Source organism: Pseudomonadota bacterium, from assembly GCA_039815145.1.
Lineage (GTDB): Bacteria > Pseudomonadota > Gammaproteobacteria > Steroidobacterales > JBCBZW01 > JBCBZW01.
This window is the reverse complement of record JBCBZW010000010.1, coordinates 19372-38428: the sequence shown is the minus strand read 5'-3', so window position 1 is coordinate 38428 and position 19057 is coordinate 19372. Positions and strand designations below refer to the sequence as shown.

At 66.5% G+C, this 19057-nt stretch carries 12 protein-coding genes; 6 read left to right on the top strand and 6 right to left on the bottom strand.

Features of this window, described 5'->3' with window-relative positions:
* Positions 1-193: 193 nt before the first annotated feature.
* Positions 194-427 carry a hypothetical protein gene (locus tag AAF184_04770; protein MEO0421623.1) on the bottom strand — a complete coding sequence of 78 codons (234 nt, stop codon included), beginning with the start codon at positions 425-427 and terminating at the stop codon, positions 194-196.
* 131 nt (positions 428-558) lie between these two features.
* Positions 559-2832, bottom strand: coding sequence for an EAL domain-containing protein (locus AAF184_04765; GenBank protein ID MEO0421622.1), 2274 nt, complete (start codon positions 2830-2832; stop codon positions 559-561).
* A 244-nt stretch (positions 2833-3076) separates the two neighbouring features.
* Here AAF184_04765 and lexA point away from each other — a divergent pair, with 244 nt between their 5' ends.
* From lexA to AAF184_04735, 6 genes are all read left to right on the top strand, one after another.
* The gene (lexA, locus tag AAF184_04760; GenBank protein MEO0421621.1) at positions 3077-3682 is read left to right on the top strand and encodes a transcriptional repressor LexA; all 606 of its coding nucleotides are present in this window, start codon (positions 3077-3079) and stop codon (positions 3680-3682) included.
* 46 nt (positions 3683-3728) lie between these two features.
* Positions 3729-4427 carry a translesion DNA synthesis-associated protein ImuA gene (imuA, locus tag AAF184_04755; GenBank protein MEO0421620.1) on the top strand — a complete coding sequence of 233 codons (699 nt, stop codon included), beginning with the start codon at positions 3729-3731 and terminating at the stop codon, positions 4425-4427.
* Between the two features lie 12 nt (positions 4428-4439).
* Positions 4440-6011, top strand: coding sequence for a DNA polymerase Y family protein (locus AAF184_04750; GenBank protein ID MEO0421619.1), 1572 nt, complete (start codon positions 4440-4442; stop codon positions 6009-6011).
* A 146-nt stretch (positions 6012-6157) separates the two neighbouring features.
* Positions 6158-7276, top strand: coding sequence for an AI-2E family transporter (locus tag AAF184_04745; protein MEO0421618.1), 1119 nt, complete (start codon positions 6158-6160; stop codon positions 7274-7276).
* A complete protein-coding gene (locus AAF184_04740; protein ID MEO0421617.1) occupies positions 7266-8609 on the top strand; it encodes a nucleoside recognition domain-containing protein in 1344 nt (447 codons plus the stop codon). Before AAF184_04745 ends, AAF184_04740 begins: the two co-directional genes overlap by 11 nt.
* Before the next feature lie 381 nt (positions 8610-8990).
* Entirely contained in the window at positions 8991-12263 is a 3273-nt protein-coding gene (locus tag AAF184_04735) for an error-prone DNA polymerase (protein ID MEO0421616.1), read from the top strand.
* Positions 12264-12394: 131 nt separating this feature from the next.
* On the opposite strand, the gene AAF184_04730 is transcribed toward AAF184_04735, so the two are convergent.
* From AAF184_04730 to AAF184_04715, 4 genes are all read right to left on the bottom strand, one after another.
* Positions 12395-13057, bottom strand: a complete 663-nt coding sequence (locus AAF184_04730) for a proprotein convertase P-domain-containing protein (protein ID MEO0421615.1) — start codon at positions 13055-13057, stop codon at positions 12395-12397.
* Between the two features lie 247 nt (positions 13058-13304).
* Entirely contained in the window at positions 13305-14645 is a 1341-nt protein-coding gene (locus tag AAF184_04725; GenBank protein MEO0421614.1) for a DUF1302 family protein, read from the bottom strand.
* On the bottom strand, positions 14645-17836 hold the full coding sequence (locus tag AAF184_04720; GenBank protein MEO0421613.1) for an outer membrane lipoprotein-sorting protein: 3192 nt from the start codon (positions 17834-17836) through the stop codon (positions 14645-14647). Before AAF184_04720 ends, AAF184_04725 begins: the two co-directional genes overlap by 1 nt.
* 94 nt (positions 17837-17930) lie before the next feature.
* Positions 17931-18977 carry a 2Fe-2S iron-sulfur cluster binding domain-containing protein gene (locus AAF184_04715; GenBank protein MEO0421612.1) on the bottom strand — a complete coding sequence of 349 codons (1047 nt, stop codon included), beginning with the start codon at positions 18975-18977 and terminating at the stop codon, positions 17931-17933.
* Between the last annotated feature and the right edge of the window lie 80 nt (positions 18978-19057).

The following is a 19057-nucleotide window of genomic DNA, read 5'->3' as shown; positions in this document are numbered from 1 at the left end:
AGCACGCTGCTCCTCCTCCCGTGGGGCCTGCCACGCTCGTCGTCGCGCCGCACTCAGGAACAAAAAGCCCCGTGCGTATTCTTCAACGAACTAACGTGACAGGACACTAGAGCGTCTTGGCGTTCAGAGGGGCCGCGGTCGCGGCGCCTCGACATTCTCTCGATTGTGATGGGCCTCGACGGGCCGGGTCGCCTCAGGGCTTGCGGGCGACGTGCTCCATCCACACCTGGTAGGGGCTCCAGGTGTCTTGCGCGCTGGTGCGCGGCAACGCGGTGACGCGCGCGGCCTTCGTCGGCTGCTGCACGATAGCGTGTTGATGAGGGCCGCTTTCGACCCGTTCTTTCCAGACACGATAGGGATCCCAGCCCCTATCCGGCGTGTCCTCGACCGAGGTGTCGGCCGGCTTCAGCGTGGCCGCTGAGCTCATATTTTGACTCCGTCCATAAGTCAGGGACGGCAAGTATAGGGTTTCTTCCTTATAGATTGTGTGAACCTTGTCACACGCGAAGGGGGATTCCGTGTGAACTCGTGTAACCGTGTAGGGCGGGCGGGTGTGCTTCAGAGGGATCTGACGCTGGGGAAGGGAGTAATCGTGGCGCCTTGGGCGGCGACGACGGGGGGCGAGGCGGTTACGGCGATCCCGAAGTGCTCCAGGGGCCTTGGGCGACCTATCTCATAGCCTTGGGCGAAGTCGAGGCCGATATCGCGCACCCGCGAGAGGGTGTGCTCGTTCTCCACGAACTCGGCCACGGTCTGTTTGCCGGCGTGATGGCCTATCTGATTGATGAGTTCCAGGAATCGCGCGTCCTCGTCGCTCGCCCCCGCCTCACGCACGAAGCTGCCATCGATCTTAAGGTAACTCACGGGCAGCTTGCGCAGGTACGGGAAGGAGGCCGAGCCGCTGCCGAAGTCGTCCAGGGAGAACTCGCATCCGGTCGAGCGCAGACGCTCCATGCTAGTGACCGCATCGTCGAGGTTGCCGATGATGGCGGTCTCGGTGATCTCGAAGCAGATGGAGCTGGCGCGCTCGCCGAGGGCGCGCAGGCGGCTACGCGCGAAGTCGACGAACTGCCGATCGCAGATGGACTTGGCCGACACGTTAATGCAGCACATCTCGTTAGCCACCACGTGTTCGGGGCGTCGGTCGAGCCAACGGGTCGCTTCGGTCAGCACCCAACGATCCACTTCGCCGATCAGGTGATGGCGCTCGGCAGCGAGCAGTATCTGCTGCGGGCTCATGAGCAGCTGGTTGCGTCTTACGCGCAGCAGCAGCTCGTAGTGCGTGGGCGGCCCCTCCGGGGTTGCGGTGAGGTGTCCTGTGTTGTCATAGAGGCGGCGAATCGGCTGGTAGAACAGCTCGAGGCGGCGGTCCTCCAAGGCGTTCTGCAGCTCGGCGGCCAGGGCGACATCACTATTGCGATGCACGGCGGGCGTGGCGGCCGGGTCGATGAGGCGGATGCCGCTCAAGCTTTGCGTCGAGGCTTCCCGGCGTGCCGCGTCGGCAGCACTCATCAGCTCCGAGACGCTTTGCAGATTGGCGTCGATCTTGACCAGACCGGCGCTCGCGGTGAGGCGCACGTTGTGGTCGGCCCATTCGAAATCGTGTTGCGCGATCGCATCGATGGCGCCTTCGCACAGCACCTTGGCTTGGCGCATGGAGCAGCGCTCCAGGATCACCGCGAACTCGTCGCTGCCGGTGCGCCCGATGAGGTCGCCGCGGCGCATGTGGTCTTGGAGAATCTCCGCCACCTCGCGCAGCAACGCATCGCCCGCACTCTGTCCGAAGCGGTAGTTGGCGAGGCCGAACTGGTCGATATCGATCAGCGCCAGCACGTGCTCGCCGGGCTGCTCGTAGTGGCGGTAGAGCAGGTGTTGCAGATGGCGCTCGAACTGGGCGCGTTTGGCAAGGCCCGTGAGGGCGTCCGTAGCGCTATCGATATCGTTCGGTGTGCTGGCCGCCGCCTGCGGCAGGGGCTCGCAGCTGACCAGCAGGGTGGGCGCCGGGAGCGGAGCGTCCTCCAGCATCTCCAGCGCTTCAGCGCGCATGGTACGCAGGCGCACGGGCATCAGCGACTTGTCGGCACAGCGCAGGGTGGTGTTGTGCCACGCGCTTGAGTGCTCGTCGCTCTCCAGGATCAGGCGGGTGATGTCGATGACGTCCGCACCGGACTGCAGCTGCACGAAGTGCTGACCGACGAGCTGTGAGGGGGTGTAGGCGAGCTGGTCGGCGCCGTACTGGTTGATCCGCCGCACGATGCCCTGTTCGTCGAGCACGAAATAGATCGCCGGCGCGTCCTCGAACAGTGACCGGTAGTAGGCGCGGCTGCGCTCCAGCGCATCGATCTCTCGATGGTAGTCGGTCACATCGATCATCGTGCCGCGCAGGCGCTGGGGGGTGAGGCCGTCCTCGCTCGCGGGGTAATCGACGGTCTTCACGTGTTCTTCGACCCAACGTACGGAGCCGTCGGCGTGCAGCAGGCGGTAGGTCTGCCGGCAATGGCCGTGGGCCTCGAGGGCCTGGTGGAACGCGCGGTGGGTGCGGTCGCGATCTTGCGGATGCAGGCGCTCGGCCCAGAAGTCCGGTTCGGTCTGCCAGCGGTCGCGCGGGAATCCGAGGAGTTGCTCGGCGTGGGGATTGACCCAGGTGTGGAAGGCCCGGGTCGGCTCCGACTCCCACATGACGACGCAGGTGTCATCGGCGCGCATCGGCGGAACGTGCAGGGCCGCGAGATCATCCAGTGCAGGCGCCGACGTGGGGCGAGGCTGGGCGCGTTGGCGTGCGTGCGGACCGTCGTCGTCGAGCTGGTTCGCAGCCGGGTCGGTTTCCTGCATGTCGTCCGTTGTTGTCAGCGATGGGCGCAGACGTGGCACATCGGTGGCCAGTCTCTCTTCAGCGCATCATCAAGGACTCAGGGAGCGAGGTCAACAAATTTGGGTCGTTTTTCCCAACTTTGAAATTTATGTCGTAGATTCAAGCGGCCAGCGCTTTTCGAGGGGATGGAGAACGCCTGCCATTGCCACCGCCGATCAGCTGGATATAATCACAGCTCTGGTAATGCATACAGGTGTGCCACCCATGGACGAACTCACTCCCCGCCAGGCCGAGATCCTGGCGCTCATCGAACGGGTGATCGAGGAGACGGGTATTCCCCCCACGCGGGCAGAGATCGCCGAGGAGTTGGGCTTCCGCCCCAACGCCGCGGAGGACCACCTGCGAGCCTTGCAGCGCAAGGGGGTGATCGAGTTGGTGCCTGGTGCATCACGCGGCATCCAGCTCAAGGCTAAGCAAATTACTAATCAGATGGGATTGCCTCTGGTCGGCAGGGTCGCGGCCGGTGCGCCGATCCTCGCGGAGGAGCACATCGAGGGGCGTTACCGCATCGATCCCGATCTGTTCCACCCCCAACCCCATTACCTGTTGCAGGTCTGCGGCATGAGCATGCGCGATGCCGGCATCCTCGATGGGGATCTCGTGGCCGTCCACCGCACGCCGGAGGTGCGCAGCAGCCAGATTGTGGTGGCGCGCTTGGATGATGAGGTCACCGTGAAGCGCTATCGGCAGAAGGGCAAGGTGGTGTGGCTGTTGCCGGAGAATCCAGAATTCGAGCCGATCACCGTCGACCTTGCTGAACAAGAGCTGGTGATCGAAGGCGTGGTGGTCGGCATCATCCGGACCCACTGAGCGCTGAGCCCCGCGCCGCCGCACCGGCAGAGCGATACCACCTACCATGCCTGCCGATGGCCTCTCACCGCCGCCGAATGCTGATGCGCTGACCTGTGGCGACGAGGTGGCCAACTTACTGGCTGACACCCGCATCTGGCGCGGTCGCCAGACCCAGGCGCCCCACCGCCTGTCCACCTTGCCCACCGGCTGGTGCGCATTGGATGAGAGGTTGCCCGGCGGTGGCTGGCCCGTCGGGGCCCTAACGGAAGTGTTGGTCAGCAGGACTGGCCTCGGCGAGCTGACCCTGTTGCTGCCGGCGCTGGCGCAGCTCACCGACGCGAAGCGTGAGAACGCGTGGATCGCGTGGGTCGCGCCGCCGCATGTGCCCTATGCCCCAGCGTTGGCCGCTGCGGGGATCAGTCTGGAGCGTGTGCTCGTGGTGGAGGTCGAGGCCACGGCCCAAGGCGATAAGCAGGCCCTGTGGGCAGCGGAGCAGACCTTGCGCTCTGGCTTGTGTGCCGCCGTGCTCGGATGGTTTTCACGGGTGGACGATCGCGGCCTGCGCCGGCTGCAACTCGCCGCGCAGGAGGGGCGTGCCTGGGGCGTCGCCTTTCGCGATCAGCGCCATCGCTCGACACCGTCGCCGGCCGCCCTGCGCCTGGCAGTTGACCCGACACCGTTCTCCTGCGCAGGGATCGACGTAGACATCGTGAAGTGTCGGGGGACGCGGCCAGGGCGCGTTCGCTGTCCCTATCCCACCTGATCGATCTGCCCTATGTCTGGCGAGGAGCCGATTGCGCCGGGGCGGCAACCCTCGGCCACACCGTCCCCGACGCCGCCGCCGGCGGCGGTGGTGTCGCCGGGCGCTCCCGACAGGGAGTCGCGTGCGGCCTTACCCGAGCGGCTGTGGTTATGCGTGCGTTTCCCGCACCTGGCCCTGGAGTGTGCCGGCCGCGCGCAGGGGGATGGGGACACGCCCTTGGTGGTGGTGGATGGCGTGGGCGCGCAAGGTGTGGTGGTCGATCTCAACGGGGCGGCGCAACGTGCGGGCATCCATTGCGGCATGGGGCTGAACGCGGCTTACGCCCTGTCCCCCTGGTTGCTGACTCGGGCCTTCGATGCTCGACGGGTGGAGGTGACGCTGGAGCGCCTCGCCGCCTGGGCCACACGGTTCACCTCCGTGTTGAGCATCTCGGCACCGGATGCCCTGCTGCTGGAGGTGCGGGGCAGCTTCCGCCTGTTCGGTGGCTACCGACGCTTGTCCGCACGTATTCGCCAGGGATTGCAGGAAGAGTTGGGGTATTCAGCCGTCCTCTCGCTAGCGCCGACACCTCAGGCCGCCGTGTGGCTCGGGCGCGATCGCCGTGAGCATGCGGTCTTCTACGAGGATAAATTGACCAGCGCGTTGGGCACCCTCGATCTTCAGTGTCTGCGCTGGCCAGAGAAGACTGTGGAGCGATTGCAGGGCATGGGCGTGCGCCGCCTGGCCGACTGCCTGCGCTTGCCCCGCGGGGGGTTCGCTCGACGCTTCGGCAAGGCGCGCCTACAAGCGCTCGACCGCGCCCTGGGCCGGGTGCCTGACCCGGTGACGCCCTGGCGGGCCCCTCTGGCCTTCTCGACTCGCTTCGAACTGCCGGCGCCGATGGAGGCCACCGCACTGCTCGAGATCGCTCTGGAACGCCTGTTGGGCGAGCTCGAGGGTTTCCTCATCGCGCGCCAGGCAGCCGTGCGCCGCTTACGTGTGGATCTACTGCTGGAGAACCGTAACGTCCAGGCGCTCACCCTCGGCTTGAGCACCCCCGTGACCGATCGCCATTACCTGATGGATCTATTGCGCGAACGCTTGGATCAGCAGCGCGTGGAGGCCCCGGTGCTGGAGCTGGAGCTGCACGCGCTGGAGGTCTGTACGCAGCAGACGGGGAATGGGGATCTGTTCGACCGTGCACCGCGGGTGGAAGAGGATGCGCAGCGTCTGCTCGAACGCCTGCGCACGCGCCTTGGGGAACGGCGTGTGCACGGCCTCGCGCAGGTGGCGGACCACCGCCCCGAGGCTGCGTGGCACAGCGTGGAGCCGGGTACGCGGGCGACGGCACCCCTGGCCCGTCAACGCCCCCTTTGGATTCTGCGCGAGTCGGAGCCGCTGACGGTCGATCGGCGGACGCAAGGGCCGCGGCGCCACGGCGTGCTGACCCTGACCCAGGGGCCGGAGCGCATCGAGAGCGGTTGGTGGGACGGGGCGGATGTCCGCCGCGACTACTTCGTGGCGAGAGATGCGCAGGGCGAGCAGCTCTGGGTATATCGCGATTGCCGTAGCGGTGAGTGGTTCCTACAGGGGATCTTCGCTTGAGGGCCCACTAGGGAATCTCTGCACAAGTCCGCCCACCATCCCCGCTGGACGCAAGGGGCTGGCGACCGGACTTATGCAGAGCTTCCCTAGGCGCAAGAGCTGCTAGGCTTGGTGCCAGACCCGTTCTTCTAGAGGATCTCCCGCGCATGCAGACCCCCGCGCGCGACCATCGCAACGCCTTTATCGTGGTGCTGGTGGTGCTGGCCCTGGTGGCTTTCCTAGGCATCATTCGGCCCTTCATGTTGACGCTGGCGACGGCCGCCGTGTTGAGTGTCTTGCTCCACCCGCTCTACGAGCGCGTGCTCAAGTGGGTGGGCGGTCGTGAGGCCCTCGCCTCGGCCCTCGTGTTGTTGATATCTGCCGTTGGCATCGGCTTGCCCTTGTTGGCCCTGTTCTCCCTCGTGGCCGTGGAGGCCGTGCGCGTGGGTCAGGTCGCCTTGCCCTGGGTGGAGGAGCAGGTGCGCAACCCGGATGAGGTGCTGGCCAGCTTGCCGGCGTGGTTCACCATCCCTGAGCAGCTCCAGCCCTACACCAGTCGCGCCATCGAGCAACTCGCCCAATGGGTGGGCACCGCCGGGCGCTTCCTGGTCCAGTACGTCAGCAAGGCGACGCAGGGCACGGTCGGGTTCATCTTCAAGCAGTTCATCATGGTCTACGCCATGTTCTTCTTCTTGATGTGGGGGCCGTCGATGTTCGACGAGTTGCTGCGCAATCTCCCCCTCACGGCTAAGGACCGTGATCACATCATCCACAAGGGCCTTTCGGTCACCCGCGCCACCCTGAAAGGGATTTTGATCATCGGTCTGGTGCAGGGTTTCCTGGTGGGGATCGGCTTCGAGGTGGCGGGTCTGGAGGGCGCTGCCTTCTGGGGGGCCCTGGTGGTGCCGATTTCGGCGATGCCGCTGGTAGGGCCGCCGATCATCTGGGGGCCGGCGGGGATCTATCTCATCGCCCAGGGCGAGCTGGTGGCTGGCGTCGGTCTGCTCCTGTGGGGCGGTCTTGTGGTCGGCACCATCGACAACATCCTGCGCCCGCGGCTCGTGGGCAGCGATACGAAGATGTCGGACCTGATGATTTTGATCAGCACCCTGGGCGGCCTGGGCGCCTTCGGGCCGGTGGGGATCATCCTCGGGCCGGTGCTGGCGGGGGTCTTGGTCACGGTGCTGGACATCTACCGCAGCACCCCCCAGTTCCACGGCGAGATGACCTTGCCCGCAGCCCCCGGGCAGGAAGTGCGCAAGGGCGCTGAGCAACGTGAGGACTGAGGCGCCGGAGTCGTCGACCCTACGTTTCCTGCTGCCTTCACTTCTCGGCGCCCTCATCTTCCTCGTGCCCCTGCCCTGGCAGGGCGGGGTGACGCTCGGCATCGCCATTCTCACCTCGGGGGTGCGCCAGCTGTTGGCCGATGGGGCCTTGCCGTTGCTGGTGGCGGTGATCAGCGTGTCGGCGGCGGCCACCGTGCTCGCGAGCGTGGTGCGCTGGCGCTGGTTGACTAAACGGCCTTTCCTGCAATCGCTCTTCGTGGTGTCACCGCTCTGGGTGATCCTGCGCCTGTTGGGGGTGCTCTTCGCCATCGCCTACGTGGGGCAAGTCGGCCCGCAGGTGCTGCAGGGAGAGTCCGTCGGCGGTGCGGTGTTCCGCGATATAGGCGTGAACATGCTCATGGTCTACGTGGTGGCGTGTCTGTTGCTGCCCCTGCTCACCGACTATGGCCTGATGGAATTCATAGGCACGCTCTGTGGCCCCTTCTTCAATCGCGTGCTGCGCTTGCCCGGGCAGGCGGCGATCGACGCGACGGCCTCCGTGGTAGGCGCGTCCGCGATCGGCTTACTGATTACGATCGGCCAGTACGAGCGTGGGCGCTACACCGCGCGAGAGGCCTGTGTGATCGCCACGTGCTTCTCCATCGTGTCCATTCCCTTCAGCTTGCTGGTGGCGACCGTGGCCGGTATCGAAGGGCTGTTCCTGCCCTGGTACGCCACCGTGCTGGCGACCTGTTTGCTGATCGCCGTCGTGCTGCCGCGCCTGCCACCGCTCGCCGGGAAGTCGTCTCGCTACTACGGTGAAGCCGCTCCCCTTACCACCGGCGATGAAGCGGGGAGCCTGTGGCAGCTCGCCTGGCGGCGGGCCCGCGAGCGCGCGGCCCAGGCGCCGGGCTTGTGGGGCCTGTTGGCAAGTGGTGTGCGCAACCTGGCGTTCTTTGCCTTCGTCGTGATCGGTGCGTCCCTGGCCCTCGCCGCTTTGGCGGCGTTGCTCGTGTTCCACACGGAGGTGTTCGTGGTGCTCGGCAAGCCCTTCGTCTGGCTTTTGCAGGGGCTTGGGTTGCCTGCCGCGGAGCAGGCCGCACCCGCCTTGTTCAGCGGCTTCCTCGATCAGTTCATGCCGGCGCTGGCGGCCGGTGCCATCGAGAGCGAGCGGACGAGTTTCGTGCTGGCGGGGCTTTCCGTGTGCCAACTCGTGTTCCTGTCGGAGGTCGGGGTGATCATGCTGCGCTCCAGCTTGCCGCTGGGGTTGTGGGATCTGCTTCTGATATTTCTCTTGCGTACCGCGATCGCCTTGCCCGCCCTGGTGTTGGGCGCGTACCTGTTCGTGTCCTAGTGTCCTGTCGGTCGGTTAAGTTCGTCGAAGAATTCGCGGGTACTTTTTGCCCCACGTGGGGCCTGCCACGCTCGTCGTCGCGCCGCACCTAGGAACAAAAAGCCCCGTGCGACTTCTTCAACGAACTTAACCGACAGGACACTGGGCGGAGACCCGGCCAGCGCCTCGAGCGGCGGCTCGGCGCGATCGGCCTGAGAGAGATTTCTGATGGAGGAGGGTGGTTTCGATAGGGTGAGGTCGTAGCAGGCCGCCCTAAGGCGTTGATCCCTCGAAGGCCGCCGCGGGCGAAGGAGGGCGTCGCTTTCGGTCGATGGGTAGCAGCATTGTAGTACTGGATGGATAACCAGTATAAAGGTTGCCCATGAGCCACGAGCTGATGCCGTGTCCCAGCCGCCGTCGCTGCGCAATGCTGCTCCCCCATCGTCGCCGGCGGCCTACGCCGAACTCCACTGCATCAGCAGCTTCAGCTTTCTGCGTGGGGCGTCGCAGCCCGAAGAACTCGTCCGCCAGGCGATTGCCCTCGGCTACCGTGCCCTGGCCATCACCGACGAGTGCTCCGTGGCGGGCGTCGTGCGTGCGCACACTACGGCGAAGGAGAGCGGTCTGCCGATCATCGTCGGCAGTGAGTTTCGGACCACGGCCAGGGAAGACGGCGAGCCGCCGCTGCACCTGGTGCTCCTGGCTACGTGCCGCCTTGCCTACGGCCGACTCTGTCGCCTGATCACGAGGGCGCGCCGGCGTGCGGAGAAGGGCAGCTACGTCCTGTACCGCGAAGATCTCAGCGATGCGGCTGAGGCTCTCGATGGGTGTCTCGCGCTCTGGTTGGTGCCGCCCATCCTCGATGCGTCCACCGAGGCGACGGGGCACTGGTTGCGCGAGCGCTTTGCGCGGCGCTTGTGGATCGCCGTTGAGCTCCACGCCGGCGGTGACGATCGCCAGCGCCTGGCCTCCCTCGACGCCTTGGGCGACAGGCTCCAGATTCCCCTCACCGCCGCGGGCGACGTGCACATGCACGTGCGCAGCCGTCGCGCCCTGCAGGACACGATGACCGCCATCCGTATCGGCACGCCCGTGGCCGAGGCGGGTGACGCCCTGTTCCCCAACGGCGAGCGCCACCTGCGGCCCATCCAGTCCCTGCAGCGCTTCTATCCCGATCACCTGCTGCGCGAGAGCGTCGCGATCGCCGAGCGTTGCCACTTCTCCCTCGATGAGCTGCGCTACGAGTACCCCGCTGAGCTGGTACCGCCGGGCGAGACCCCTACCAGTCATCTGCGCAAGCTGACCCTGGCGGGGATGCGCGAGCGTTGGCCCGAGGGTGCATCGGACGATGTGCTGACCCAGGTGAAGCGGGAGCTGGAACTCATCGCCGAGCTGCGCTACGAGCCCTTCTTTCTCACGGTACACGATGTGGTGCGCTACGCCCGCAGCCAACGCATCCTCTGCCAGGGGCGTGGTTCAGCAGCTAACTCTGCTGTTTGCTACTGCCTCGGCATCACCTCGGTCGATCCCTCGCGCTCGAACATGCTCTTCGAGCGATTCATCTCCAAGGAGCGCAACGAGCCGCCGGACATCGACGTCGACTTCGAGCACGAGCGACGTGAGCTGGTGATCCAATACCTCTACCGCAAGTACGGTCGAGGTCGCGCGGCCCTGGCGGCCACGGTGATCACCTACCGGGCGCGAAGCGCTGTGCGTGATGTCGGCAAGGCGTTGGGACTCGATCCCCTGCAGGTAGATCGCCTGGCGCGTACGGTCGATCGCTGGCAGGGCACCGTGGACGATTCCAACATCCGCGAGGCGGGCTTCGATCCCGAGTCCGCCATGATTCGTCGCCTGCTGGTGCTGGTCGGCCAGCTGCTCGGTTTCCCCCGCCACCTCTCTCAGCACGTGGGCGGTTTCGTCATCTCCCAGGGGCCCCTGGCGGAGCTGGTGCCGGTCGAGAACGCGGCCATGGACGAGCGCACGGTCATCCAGTGGGACAAGGATGATCTCGAAGATCTGGGGTTGCTCAAGGTGGACGTGCTCGGCCTCGGCATGCTCACGGCCATTCGCCGCGCCTTCGAGATGGTGAACGGCTGGCGCGGGAGCGCGCTCGGCCTGCACAACGTGCCGGCGGAGGACCCCAAGGTATACGACATGATCTGCCAGGCGGACACGGTGGGCGTGTTCCAGATCGAATCGCGGGCGCAGATGAGTATGCTGCCGCGCTTGAAGCCGCGGCGCTTCTACGACCTGGTCATCGAGGTGGCGATCGTGCGCCCCGGGCCTATCCAGGGCGACATGGTGCATCCCTACCTGCGTCGCCGCGACGGCTTGGAGCCCGTGAGCTATCCGAGCGACGCGGTTCGTTATGTGCTATCGCGTACGTTAGGTGTGCCGATCTTTCAGGAGCAGGTGATGGAGCTGGCCGTGGTGGCGGCGGGGTTCACGCCTGGCGAGGCGGACCAGCTGCGCCGGGCGATGGCGGCGTGGAAGCGCCGCGGTGGCCTGGAGCCGTTTCAGGCCAAGCTCATGAACGGCATGCGCGAGCGTGGCTACGAGGAGGCCTTCGCCGAGCAGGTATTCAAGCAGATCATGGGATTTGGCGAGTACGGCTTCCCTGAGTCCCACGCGGCCAGCTTTTCCCTGCTGGTTTACGTCTCCGCCTGGCTCAAACGCTACGAGCCGGCCGCCTTTGCGGCGGCCCTGCTGAACAGCCAACCGATGGGCTTTTACGCGCCATCGCAGCTGGTGCAGGACGCGGTGCGCCACGGCGTGGAGGTGCGACCGGTGGACGTGCACGTGAGCGAGTGGGATTGCGGGCTGGAGGTGCGGGGGCGGGACACCGTTGGGTCGGAGCGGGCGACGACCACGACTGCTGCGCGCGCCACCCCGCCGAGGCCGCAGCGACGTGCCAGCGACGGCGAGCAGGCGGGCGACGTGCCGGTGATCCTGCCAACCGGGGCGGATGGACCGGCGTTGCGTCTGGGCTTGCGGATGGTGAAGGGGCTGGCGGAGGTGTCGGCCCAGGCCATCGTGAAGGCGCGTCGTCAGCAGGCCTTTCGCGATGTGCAGGATCTGGCGCGGCGGGCAGCGTTGGATCAGAAGGCCTTGCAAGCGTTGGCGGCGGCGGGGGCCTTGAGCGGACTCAGCGGTAACCGACACCTCGCGCGGTGGGCAGTGGCAGGTGTGACGGAGCCGACGCCCTTGGATGTGCCGGCGGCCGGTGAGGGCGCACCGATGCTGCGCGTACCGCGGGTGGGCGAGGACGTGGTGGCCGACTACGCGAGCATGGGCCTGTCCTTGCGGTCGCATCCCGTGGCGTTGATCCGCGAGCAGTTGGAGGAGCGGGGGGTGCGCCGTGGCGATGCCCTATGGGATTTGCATAACCATACCTTGGTGCGCGTGGTGGGTTTGGTGGTGTCTCGGCAACGGCCAGCCACGGCGAGTGGGGTGACCTTCGTGACCCTCGAGGACGACAGCGGAAGCATCAACATCGTGGTGTGGCCATCGATCGCACAGCGCCAGCGGCGCGAGTTGCTGGGGTCGCGCTTGCTGTGTGTCATCGGGGCGGTGCAGCGGGAGGGAAAGGTGCTGCACGTGGTGGCGCGACGGTTGGAGGACTTCAGTCACCTACTGAGCGGGTTGACCGCTCGGTCGCGGGACTTCCGCTGAGCGTGAGCACCGATGCATCGATCGCGTAGCGCCGATCATGGCCGGGGCGACATGAAAAAGGCCGCCCTCGGGCGACCTTTTCTCAGCGCGTGCCGGACTCGAGGGATGAGCCGGCTTTCACCTCGCGTCCGCTAGGCGTTGCGACGGCGCATGAGCCCGAGGCCGCCGAGGGCCGCGATGAGCATCCACGCACTGGCCGGCAGCGGCACGGGAGTGAAGTCGATCTCGATGTACCAACCGTTCAGGTCGCCGGTGTCGATCCCCGCGTTGTCGGAGATGGTGAGCGTCCAAAGGCCTAGCAGGTTTTCGCCGGCGAGCGCCGTCGTCACGTCGACAGGGGCGAAGATGCCTTGGCAATCGAGACCCACGATGCCGTTCGTGTCGCAGCCGGCACCCGCGGTGTCTGCGGCCACGATAGAGCGATCCGTGAAGTAGATGAACGACTGACCTTGCAGGTTGGAGCTGTCGAAGGCCGCGTCGCCGGAAGGACGATCCAGCAGCGTGATCTCGGTGCCCTCGGGCGAGGTGAGGGTGATGATGAGGTCGCCGATGAAGGTGTGGTCGAGGCTGATGACCACCTCCACGTCCTCGATGAGGCCGCCACCGTCGGGCACGAAGCCCAGCAGCGTGTCGCCTGCGACCGCCTCGATGGTGCTCGATACGCCCATCGGGTCGTTGTCGGGGATATCCAACCCCAGGCCGACGTCGGTCTGGTAGAACGCGGTGGTGGCCGCGAATCCCGATAGGGGAAGCAGTAGAGCAGCTGCGGTAGCGCCTAGAGCGTTGAGTTTCACGAGGGTCCGTCCGTGGTGTTTTTATCGTACTCCTCAAGTTTACCGTGCTTGGGTACGTAGTAAAGGCCTCCGCGTGAAACAAGTGTATCCCTATCTAAGTGGCTGAATATTATCGACTTGTGCTGGCTTAGAGCGTCTCAGAAGTCGGTAATCGCCAGACCGTCTCGCGGTGGTCGATCGCGGGGCCGCGGATCGACCCAGCGTTGGCACCCTTTCTGAGCCCTATCGGATGGCCCTTGGCGAGCCCCTACAAGCTTGCTTCCACTCTCAACTCCACCACATCACGGTCGGCGAACTGGCCGAACAGACCGCCGGTGGCACCGTGGAACTGCGCGTGCCTCAAGCCGAGGGCGAGGCGATCGTTGATGGCGTAGCGCACGCTGATATCGACCAGTCCATCGCCCACCTTCAGGTCGCGGAAGTAGCGCAGCTGCAGTTGCAGCGCCTCGTAGCGCAGGGCACGCCGCAGGGCCAGGGTGGCGATCCAGTCCTGCGGCGGCCTCACCAGTCCCGCTGGCGCGTCCACCACGCGGTCGAACAGCAGCTGCGAGCTGGCCAGGATCCCAAAGGGCAGGTCGGCATCGACGGCGAGGCCCAGCAACCACTGATTCGCCTGCGTGACGCGCAACTGCCCCTGCGCGTCGCGCACGTTGAAGCTGCGGCGAGGGTGCCAGGCGAGCTCGCCGCGCATGACTACGCCGCCCACGCCGCTCTCCCAAGCGACCCCCAGAAGATCGTGCCGTGGATAGCGCCGTTCGAGCTGCAGCGAGGTGGCCTCGTCCGTGGGCGCCAGCCGCAGTTCGCCGATCCCCTCGAAGTCGTGGCCGCGCTTGGCGACCAGGGCGATCTCGTGGGCGCCGATCTGTCGCGATGCACGCAGGCCCAGGGTAGCGTCGGACCAGGGGGCCGGGAGATCAGAGTGCACGTCGATGCCCTCGCTGATCTCTTCAGCAGCGAACCCGTAGCGCAGGCGTGGAGCGCGGAAGGTGAACCAGCCGCCTGGGTCGGCGATGTCGTGCACCGTATTGTCCACCAGCACCACCGCCTCGAGGCTCCAGCGCGCCAGGTAGTGGGTGGCGTGAACGCCCCATTGGGGCAGGCGGCGGCGCGCATCGTCCAGCAACAGGAAACGATGGAAGTCGGCGGGGTGCACCTGGTCGAGCACCCGCAGTCCGTCGAGTTTGCCCCACACCACTTGCTGCTTGCCGATGCGTAACTGGGTTCGATCGCCTTGCCATTGCAGGTACAGATCGCGCAGCTCCAGGCTGGCGTGGGGGCCGAGATCGATCGCACGATTGAAGTTGCTCGCATGAACGAAGCGGCGCTGGTCGAAGTCGCGTGGGCGCAGCCTGCCGCTCGCATCGGTGTCCAGCCAGGCACTCGCGCGCACGCTGAAAGCCTCCCGCCAGCGTACGGTCAGGCCACCTTCCAGCGTGCCCAGGGTGGAGATGCTCTGCCCCTCGGCACTCGCGTGCTGGTAGGCCACGTGGGCATCCAGCGAGGTCTCCTCGAGGCTCAGCGCAAGTGCTGCTGTACTCGCCACGCACGCCAGGAGGAAGGCGGCTAGTAATTTGGTTGATGTGATCACTATGGCGCAGCGTTGAGTTGCGCCTGCGACAGGTGGCGCGGCAGGCGCCGTGCGTCGAACAATCCCTCGTCCAGCTGCGTCGGGTAGGTGACGTCGCGATAGGTGAACAGCGTGCTGTGCTCCTGCTGAAGATGCTGGGCGTGAATCTCGAGCACCGTCCAGATACCGTCGATACGCGCCTGCCGGCGCACTTCGATGGTCTTGAGGGGGCGCAGGTCAGGGTCGAAGAACTCGATGCGTAGGGGCAGCCAGCTCTGGCTATCGATGAGCGCCTCGATACGCCCGTAGCCCAGTTCACGCGCTACCTGTGGATCGACCGCCACGCCCGCGAGCGCGTAGCGATCCGCGCCTTCGGCGCCGTCCAGCAACTCGAAGCGATAGTCGGCCAGATCGAATTTCAGCTCGCTTTGCACATCCTCGTAGGAGAAGTCCGTGCCGAGGAAGTAGTCGCCTCGCTCGTTGGCGGGGATGCGCCGCACCTTGCGTGCGGCCGGCAGGTACAACCAACGCAGATCCTCGCCCATCGACCCTCGGTCGTGGCTCAAGAACGACGTGTGGCGCACCGCGCGAGGGGCGGTGTAGGTGATCCGCGTCTCGCGCCTACCCTCGGCCGACGTGCGCTTGAGCACGATCGCCTGGCGCTGCTTGGTGGCCCCGCGACGGTCGGTCAGTGTCATGTCGATCACGCGCCGCACGGCTTGCCCTTCGGGCCGTGAGGCGACCTGCTGGGCGACCCAGTCGGCGTCCACCTCCACCTTGGCCTGCGCCGACGGGGACAAGAGCAGGTTGGTGAGCACCATCCCGAGCAGCACGGCGCCGACGCTGCCACCGAGCGCGCCGCCCTGGTGGCTGCCGACCTCCTGGCCCGCGGGCCGGCGCAGTAGGGCGTAGCACGCGGGCACGACGACCAGCGCCAGCACGAAGCTCGCGAAGGCGGCCAGCGCGATCATGGCCCCGAAGCGTTGCAGCGTGAGCAGGTCGCTCGCCGTGAGCACGCAGAAGCCGGCGCCCAGCGCCGCAGCGTTGAAAAAGCACGCGCGCGCGGTCGGTGGCACCGCCTCGGCGAGCACGGCGTTCAGGGCCTCACCATGGCGCTCCCCCGCAGCGCGCAGGCGCACGATGAGGTGGATCGCGAAGTCCACACCGAGGCCGACGGAGATGGCGGCGAACATACTGGTCGCGGGCTCCAGATACACCCCAAGGCTCGCCATGACGGCGTAGAGGATGAGAATCGTCAGGCTCACCGGCACCACCGCGAGCAAACCGACCGACAGGGAACGCAGGAGGACGACGGCGGTCACGGTCACCATCAGCAAGGACAGGAGCACGCCCACCACATGGGTGGCCTGCAGGCGGTGCATCCAGTGATAGGTGAGGTTCACGTTGCCGCCGAGCTGGGCCGAGACCTGCGCGTCGTTGAAATGATCGACGAGGTAGCGATCGATGGCCTCCACCGCCTCCCGCGTGCGCGAGTAGTGCGAGGCATCGAGGGCGATTCGGATCAGCGCGCGCGTGCCCGTGCTGTCGATCTCCTCTTCGAAGTCCGTCGGGTCACCGGAGGCTTCGTAGACCAGTAGGTACTGCGCGACCGCGTCGTCCTCGTCGGGAAGAGGGCGCACCGGCGGCGAGAGACCGTCCCTCGCGGGTACGTCGTCGGTCAGGGCCTGATGGAGCAGCGACAGGTAGTCGACGATGGACACGCTGATGCGTACGTTGGCCTGGCCATCGATGAACGCCTGCAGTTTGGCGAGACGCACCATGGCGCTCGTGTTCAGCAGTCCTCCGGGGGCGTGCGCCTCGACCAGTACATCGAGGAACGCTGTACCTGCGAAGGCCTCGTTGATGAACTCATCGGCCACGCGCACGGGATCGCCGGGGGCGAAATTCTCGACTTGCGAGCGATCGAAGCGCAGGGCGCTCGCTTGCCAGCCACCGATCACCACGGCCAGGAGCAGCAGGAGCACGGTCGCGCGCGGTCGGTCCGCGGCGGCCTGGCTGACGCGCAGCCACCAGGCGCCTAGGCCGGTGGGGGCGGCGTCGCACGGGAAGGCCGGACCTGGGCCGGGGCGCAGGAGCACGAGCAGGTTGGGCAGCGTGACCATGGAGAAGACCCACGCGAGGAACACGCCGAGTGCGGCGTACCAGGCGAAGTAGGTGATCGGCGGCATGATCGAGGTGAGGGCGATCCCGGCAAAGCCAGCCATGGTGGTCACGGTGGTGAGGGTGATGGGCTTGGCCATGACGCTCATCGTCTCGACGACGATCTCCCGCGTGCGTTCTCGCGGCGCGTTGGCACGCAGGGCGTAGTAGTGCGACATGACGTGAATCGCGTCCGCCACCGCGATGGCGACGAGGATGACCGGCAGCGCATTGGTGATGGCGAAATAGGGCACGCCGTTCCAGGCCATCATGCCCATGGCCCCGACTGTCGCCCCCGCGATCACCACCAGCGGTGCGATCAGCGCTTGCAGGCGGCGGAAGGCGAGGTACAGGAACGCGAGCACGACGATGAAGACCAGGGGTTGCATGGCCTTGGCGTCCTCGTCGATGCGCTCGCTCAGGATCGCGCTCACTGCCGCAGGTCCTGCGATATGGAAGTCGACACCGTCCGCGGTGTGCTCACCGATCAATCGCGTTAAGTCGGCGTAGGTGGTGGTGGCCTGATCGTCGTCGACGAGTTCGAACAGCACCATCGCGCCGCGTGCATCCCACGACGCCAGCGTGCCCTGGTGCGGGGGCATACGTGTCCACCGCACGTAGCTGTCGGCCGCGCTGACCCCGTCGGCGGGCCTGTCGACGTAGGGGTCGACACGCAATGCGTCCTGCGTGCCGGCGATACTCGATTCGGTCGCGAGCGATACCACGCGATCCGCCACGACGTTGTCCAGGGACTCGATCGCTCGGGTCAGCTCCTCGATCAGCGCCAGCACTTGCGGTTCGAAGACCGATCGACCCTGCGGTACCTGGAGGGCCAGCGCCATCGGATCGCCGACGCCGAAGGTGGCGTCGATGTCGCGGTCGGCGAGGAGGGAGGGGTGATCGGGAGGGACGAAGGCCTCGAGGGACACGTCCTTGTGCAGTCGTGCGAGACCGACGCCCGATCCGATCAGCCACGCGGCGCTCAGCAGCAGTACCCAGCGGGGGCGTGAGGTCAGGCGCTCGAATAGGCGGCGTTGTCCCGTCGTAGTCATGGTCTCTTCCCTAGGCAGCGGTGGAGCCAGGCGGTCCCTCTGAAGTCGTTACGGGGGACCGGGGAAAAGTGATCTAAGCGGGGTGTTGGGTGTGTTAGCCGAAGGAGGGAAGGAAGCGGTCGCCGGAGATCCGGTCGAGTGTGAAGCCGGCTTTGACCAGGAACAGCTGGGTCGCATCGACCAGGCCCGGTGGTCCACACAGGTAGGCGTCCGCTTGCTCGAAGCCCGCGGTGAGCAGGGGAAGGTGCTCGAAGAAGTGCCCGCGCAGGCCGCGCCAGCTGCTGGGGCGTGGCTCGCGCGAGAGCACGTTGATGAAGTCGATGCGGGTGCCGGCCGCCCATCGGTCCACGATGGGGTCGAGGTAGCGACGGTGAAACAGGTGCTGTTGATCGCGGGCGGCGTACGCGACGCGAACGGGCGGTTGTTCTGCGGCAGGCCGGCTCGCCAGCTCCTCCAGCATCGCCAGCACCGGCGCCAAGCCCGTGCCGCCGGCGAAGAACAGGGCTGGGCGATGGGCATCGCGCAGCACGAAGTGACCGAGCGGTCGACTCACGCGCACCCTCGCGCCCAGGCGATCGGCGCTGGCGAGCCAATCGCCGAGCTGCCCGCCGGGGAATAAGCGCACAAAGAAGCGCAGCTGGCCGTCGCCGCGACAGGCGTTGGCGAAGGAGAAGCACCGTGGCGCGACGGCCCCTGGCACCTCCAGGCGCGCGTACTGCCCGCCGCTGTAGCCCCGCGCGTGCGGGTGATCCAAGTCGATCTGCACCAGGCAGACGAGTGGGGTGAGCTGATCGACGCGCGAGACCACGCCTTCGATGTCGGCGTCGTCGGGGCCGAGCCCTAGGAAGAGCTGATCGCTTTCCACCGTGAGATCGCTCTCGGGTTCGGCGCGGCAGGCGAGCACGTGACCGTCTTGCTGCTCCTGGGCAGCGAGCACCGTGGAGAAGCTGGTCAAGGCCCGCACCTTGCCGCGCGTGACGCGGCAACGGCAGCTGCCGCAGAGTCCGACCCGGCAGCCGTTAGGCCAGTCGAGACCGGCCTTGAGCCCGCCTTGCAGCAGGGTGTCGCCCGGCGCGACGTCGAACTCGGTGCCGTCGGTGAGGCTGACGCGGCGGTGGACGGTGGATTTGAACTTGGACATGGGGCGACGCTTACCGAAGAGCCCCCAGCTTAGCGAAGGAGATGCGCGCCGTCTCTGCGAAACTGCCCCGATGCGTGTAC

Coding starts and splice junctions, on each gene's coding strand:
- AAF184_04770 (MEO0421623.1), bottom strand. CDS start 427: ATGAGCTCAGCGGCCACGCTGAAGCCGGCCGACACCTCGGTCGAGGAC.
- AAF184_04765 (MEO0421622.1), bottom strand. CDS start 2,832: ATGCAGGAAACCGACCCGGCTGCGAACCAGCTCGACGACGACGGTCCG.
- lexA (MEO0421621.1), top strand. CDS start 3,077: ATGGACGAACTCACTCCCCGCCAGGCCGAGATCCTGGCGCTCATCGAA.
- imuA (MEO0421620.1), top strand. CDS start 3,729: ATGCCTGCCGATGGCCTCTCACCGCCGCCGAATGCTGATGCGCTGACC.
- AAF184_04750 (MEO0421619.1), top strand. CDS start 4,440: ATGTCTGGCGAGGAGCCGATTGCGCCGGGGCGGCAACCCTCGGCCACA.
- AAF184_04745 (MEO0421618.1), top strand. CDS start 6,158: ATGCAGACCCCCGCGCGCGACCATCGCAACGCCTTTATCGTGGTGCTG.
- AAF184_04720 (MEO0421613.1), bottom strand. CDS start 17,836: ATGACTACGACGGGACAACGCCGCCTATTCGAGCGCCTGACCTCACGC.
- AAF184_04715 (MEO0421612.1), bottom strand. CDS start 18,977: ATGTCCAAGTTCAAATCCACCGTCCACCGCCGCGTCAGCCTCACCGAC.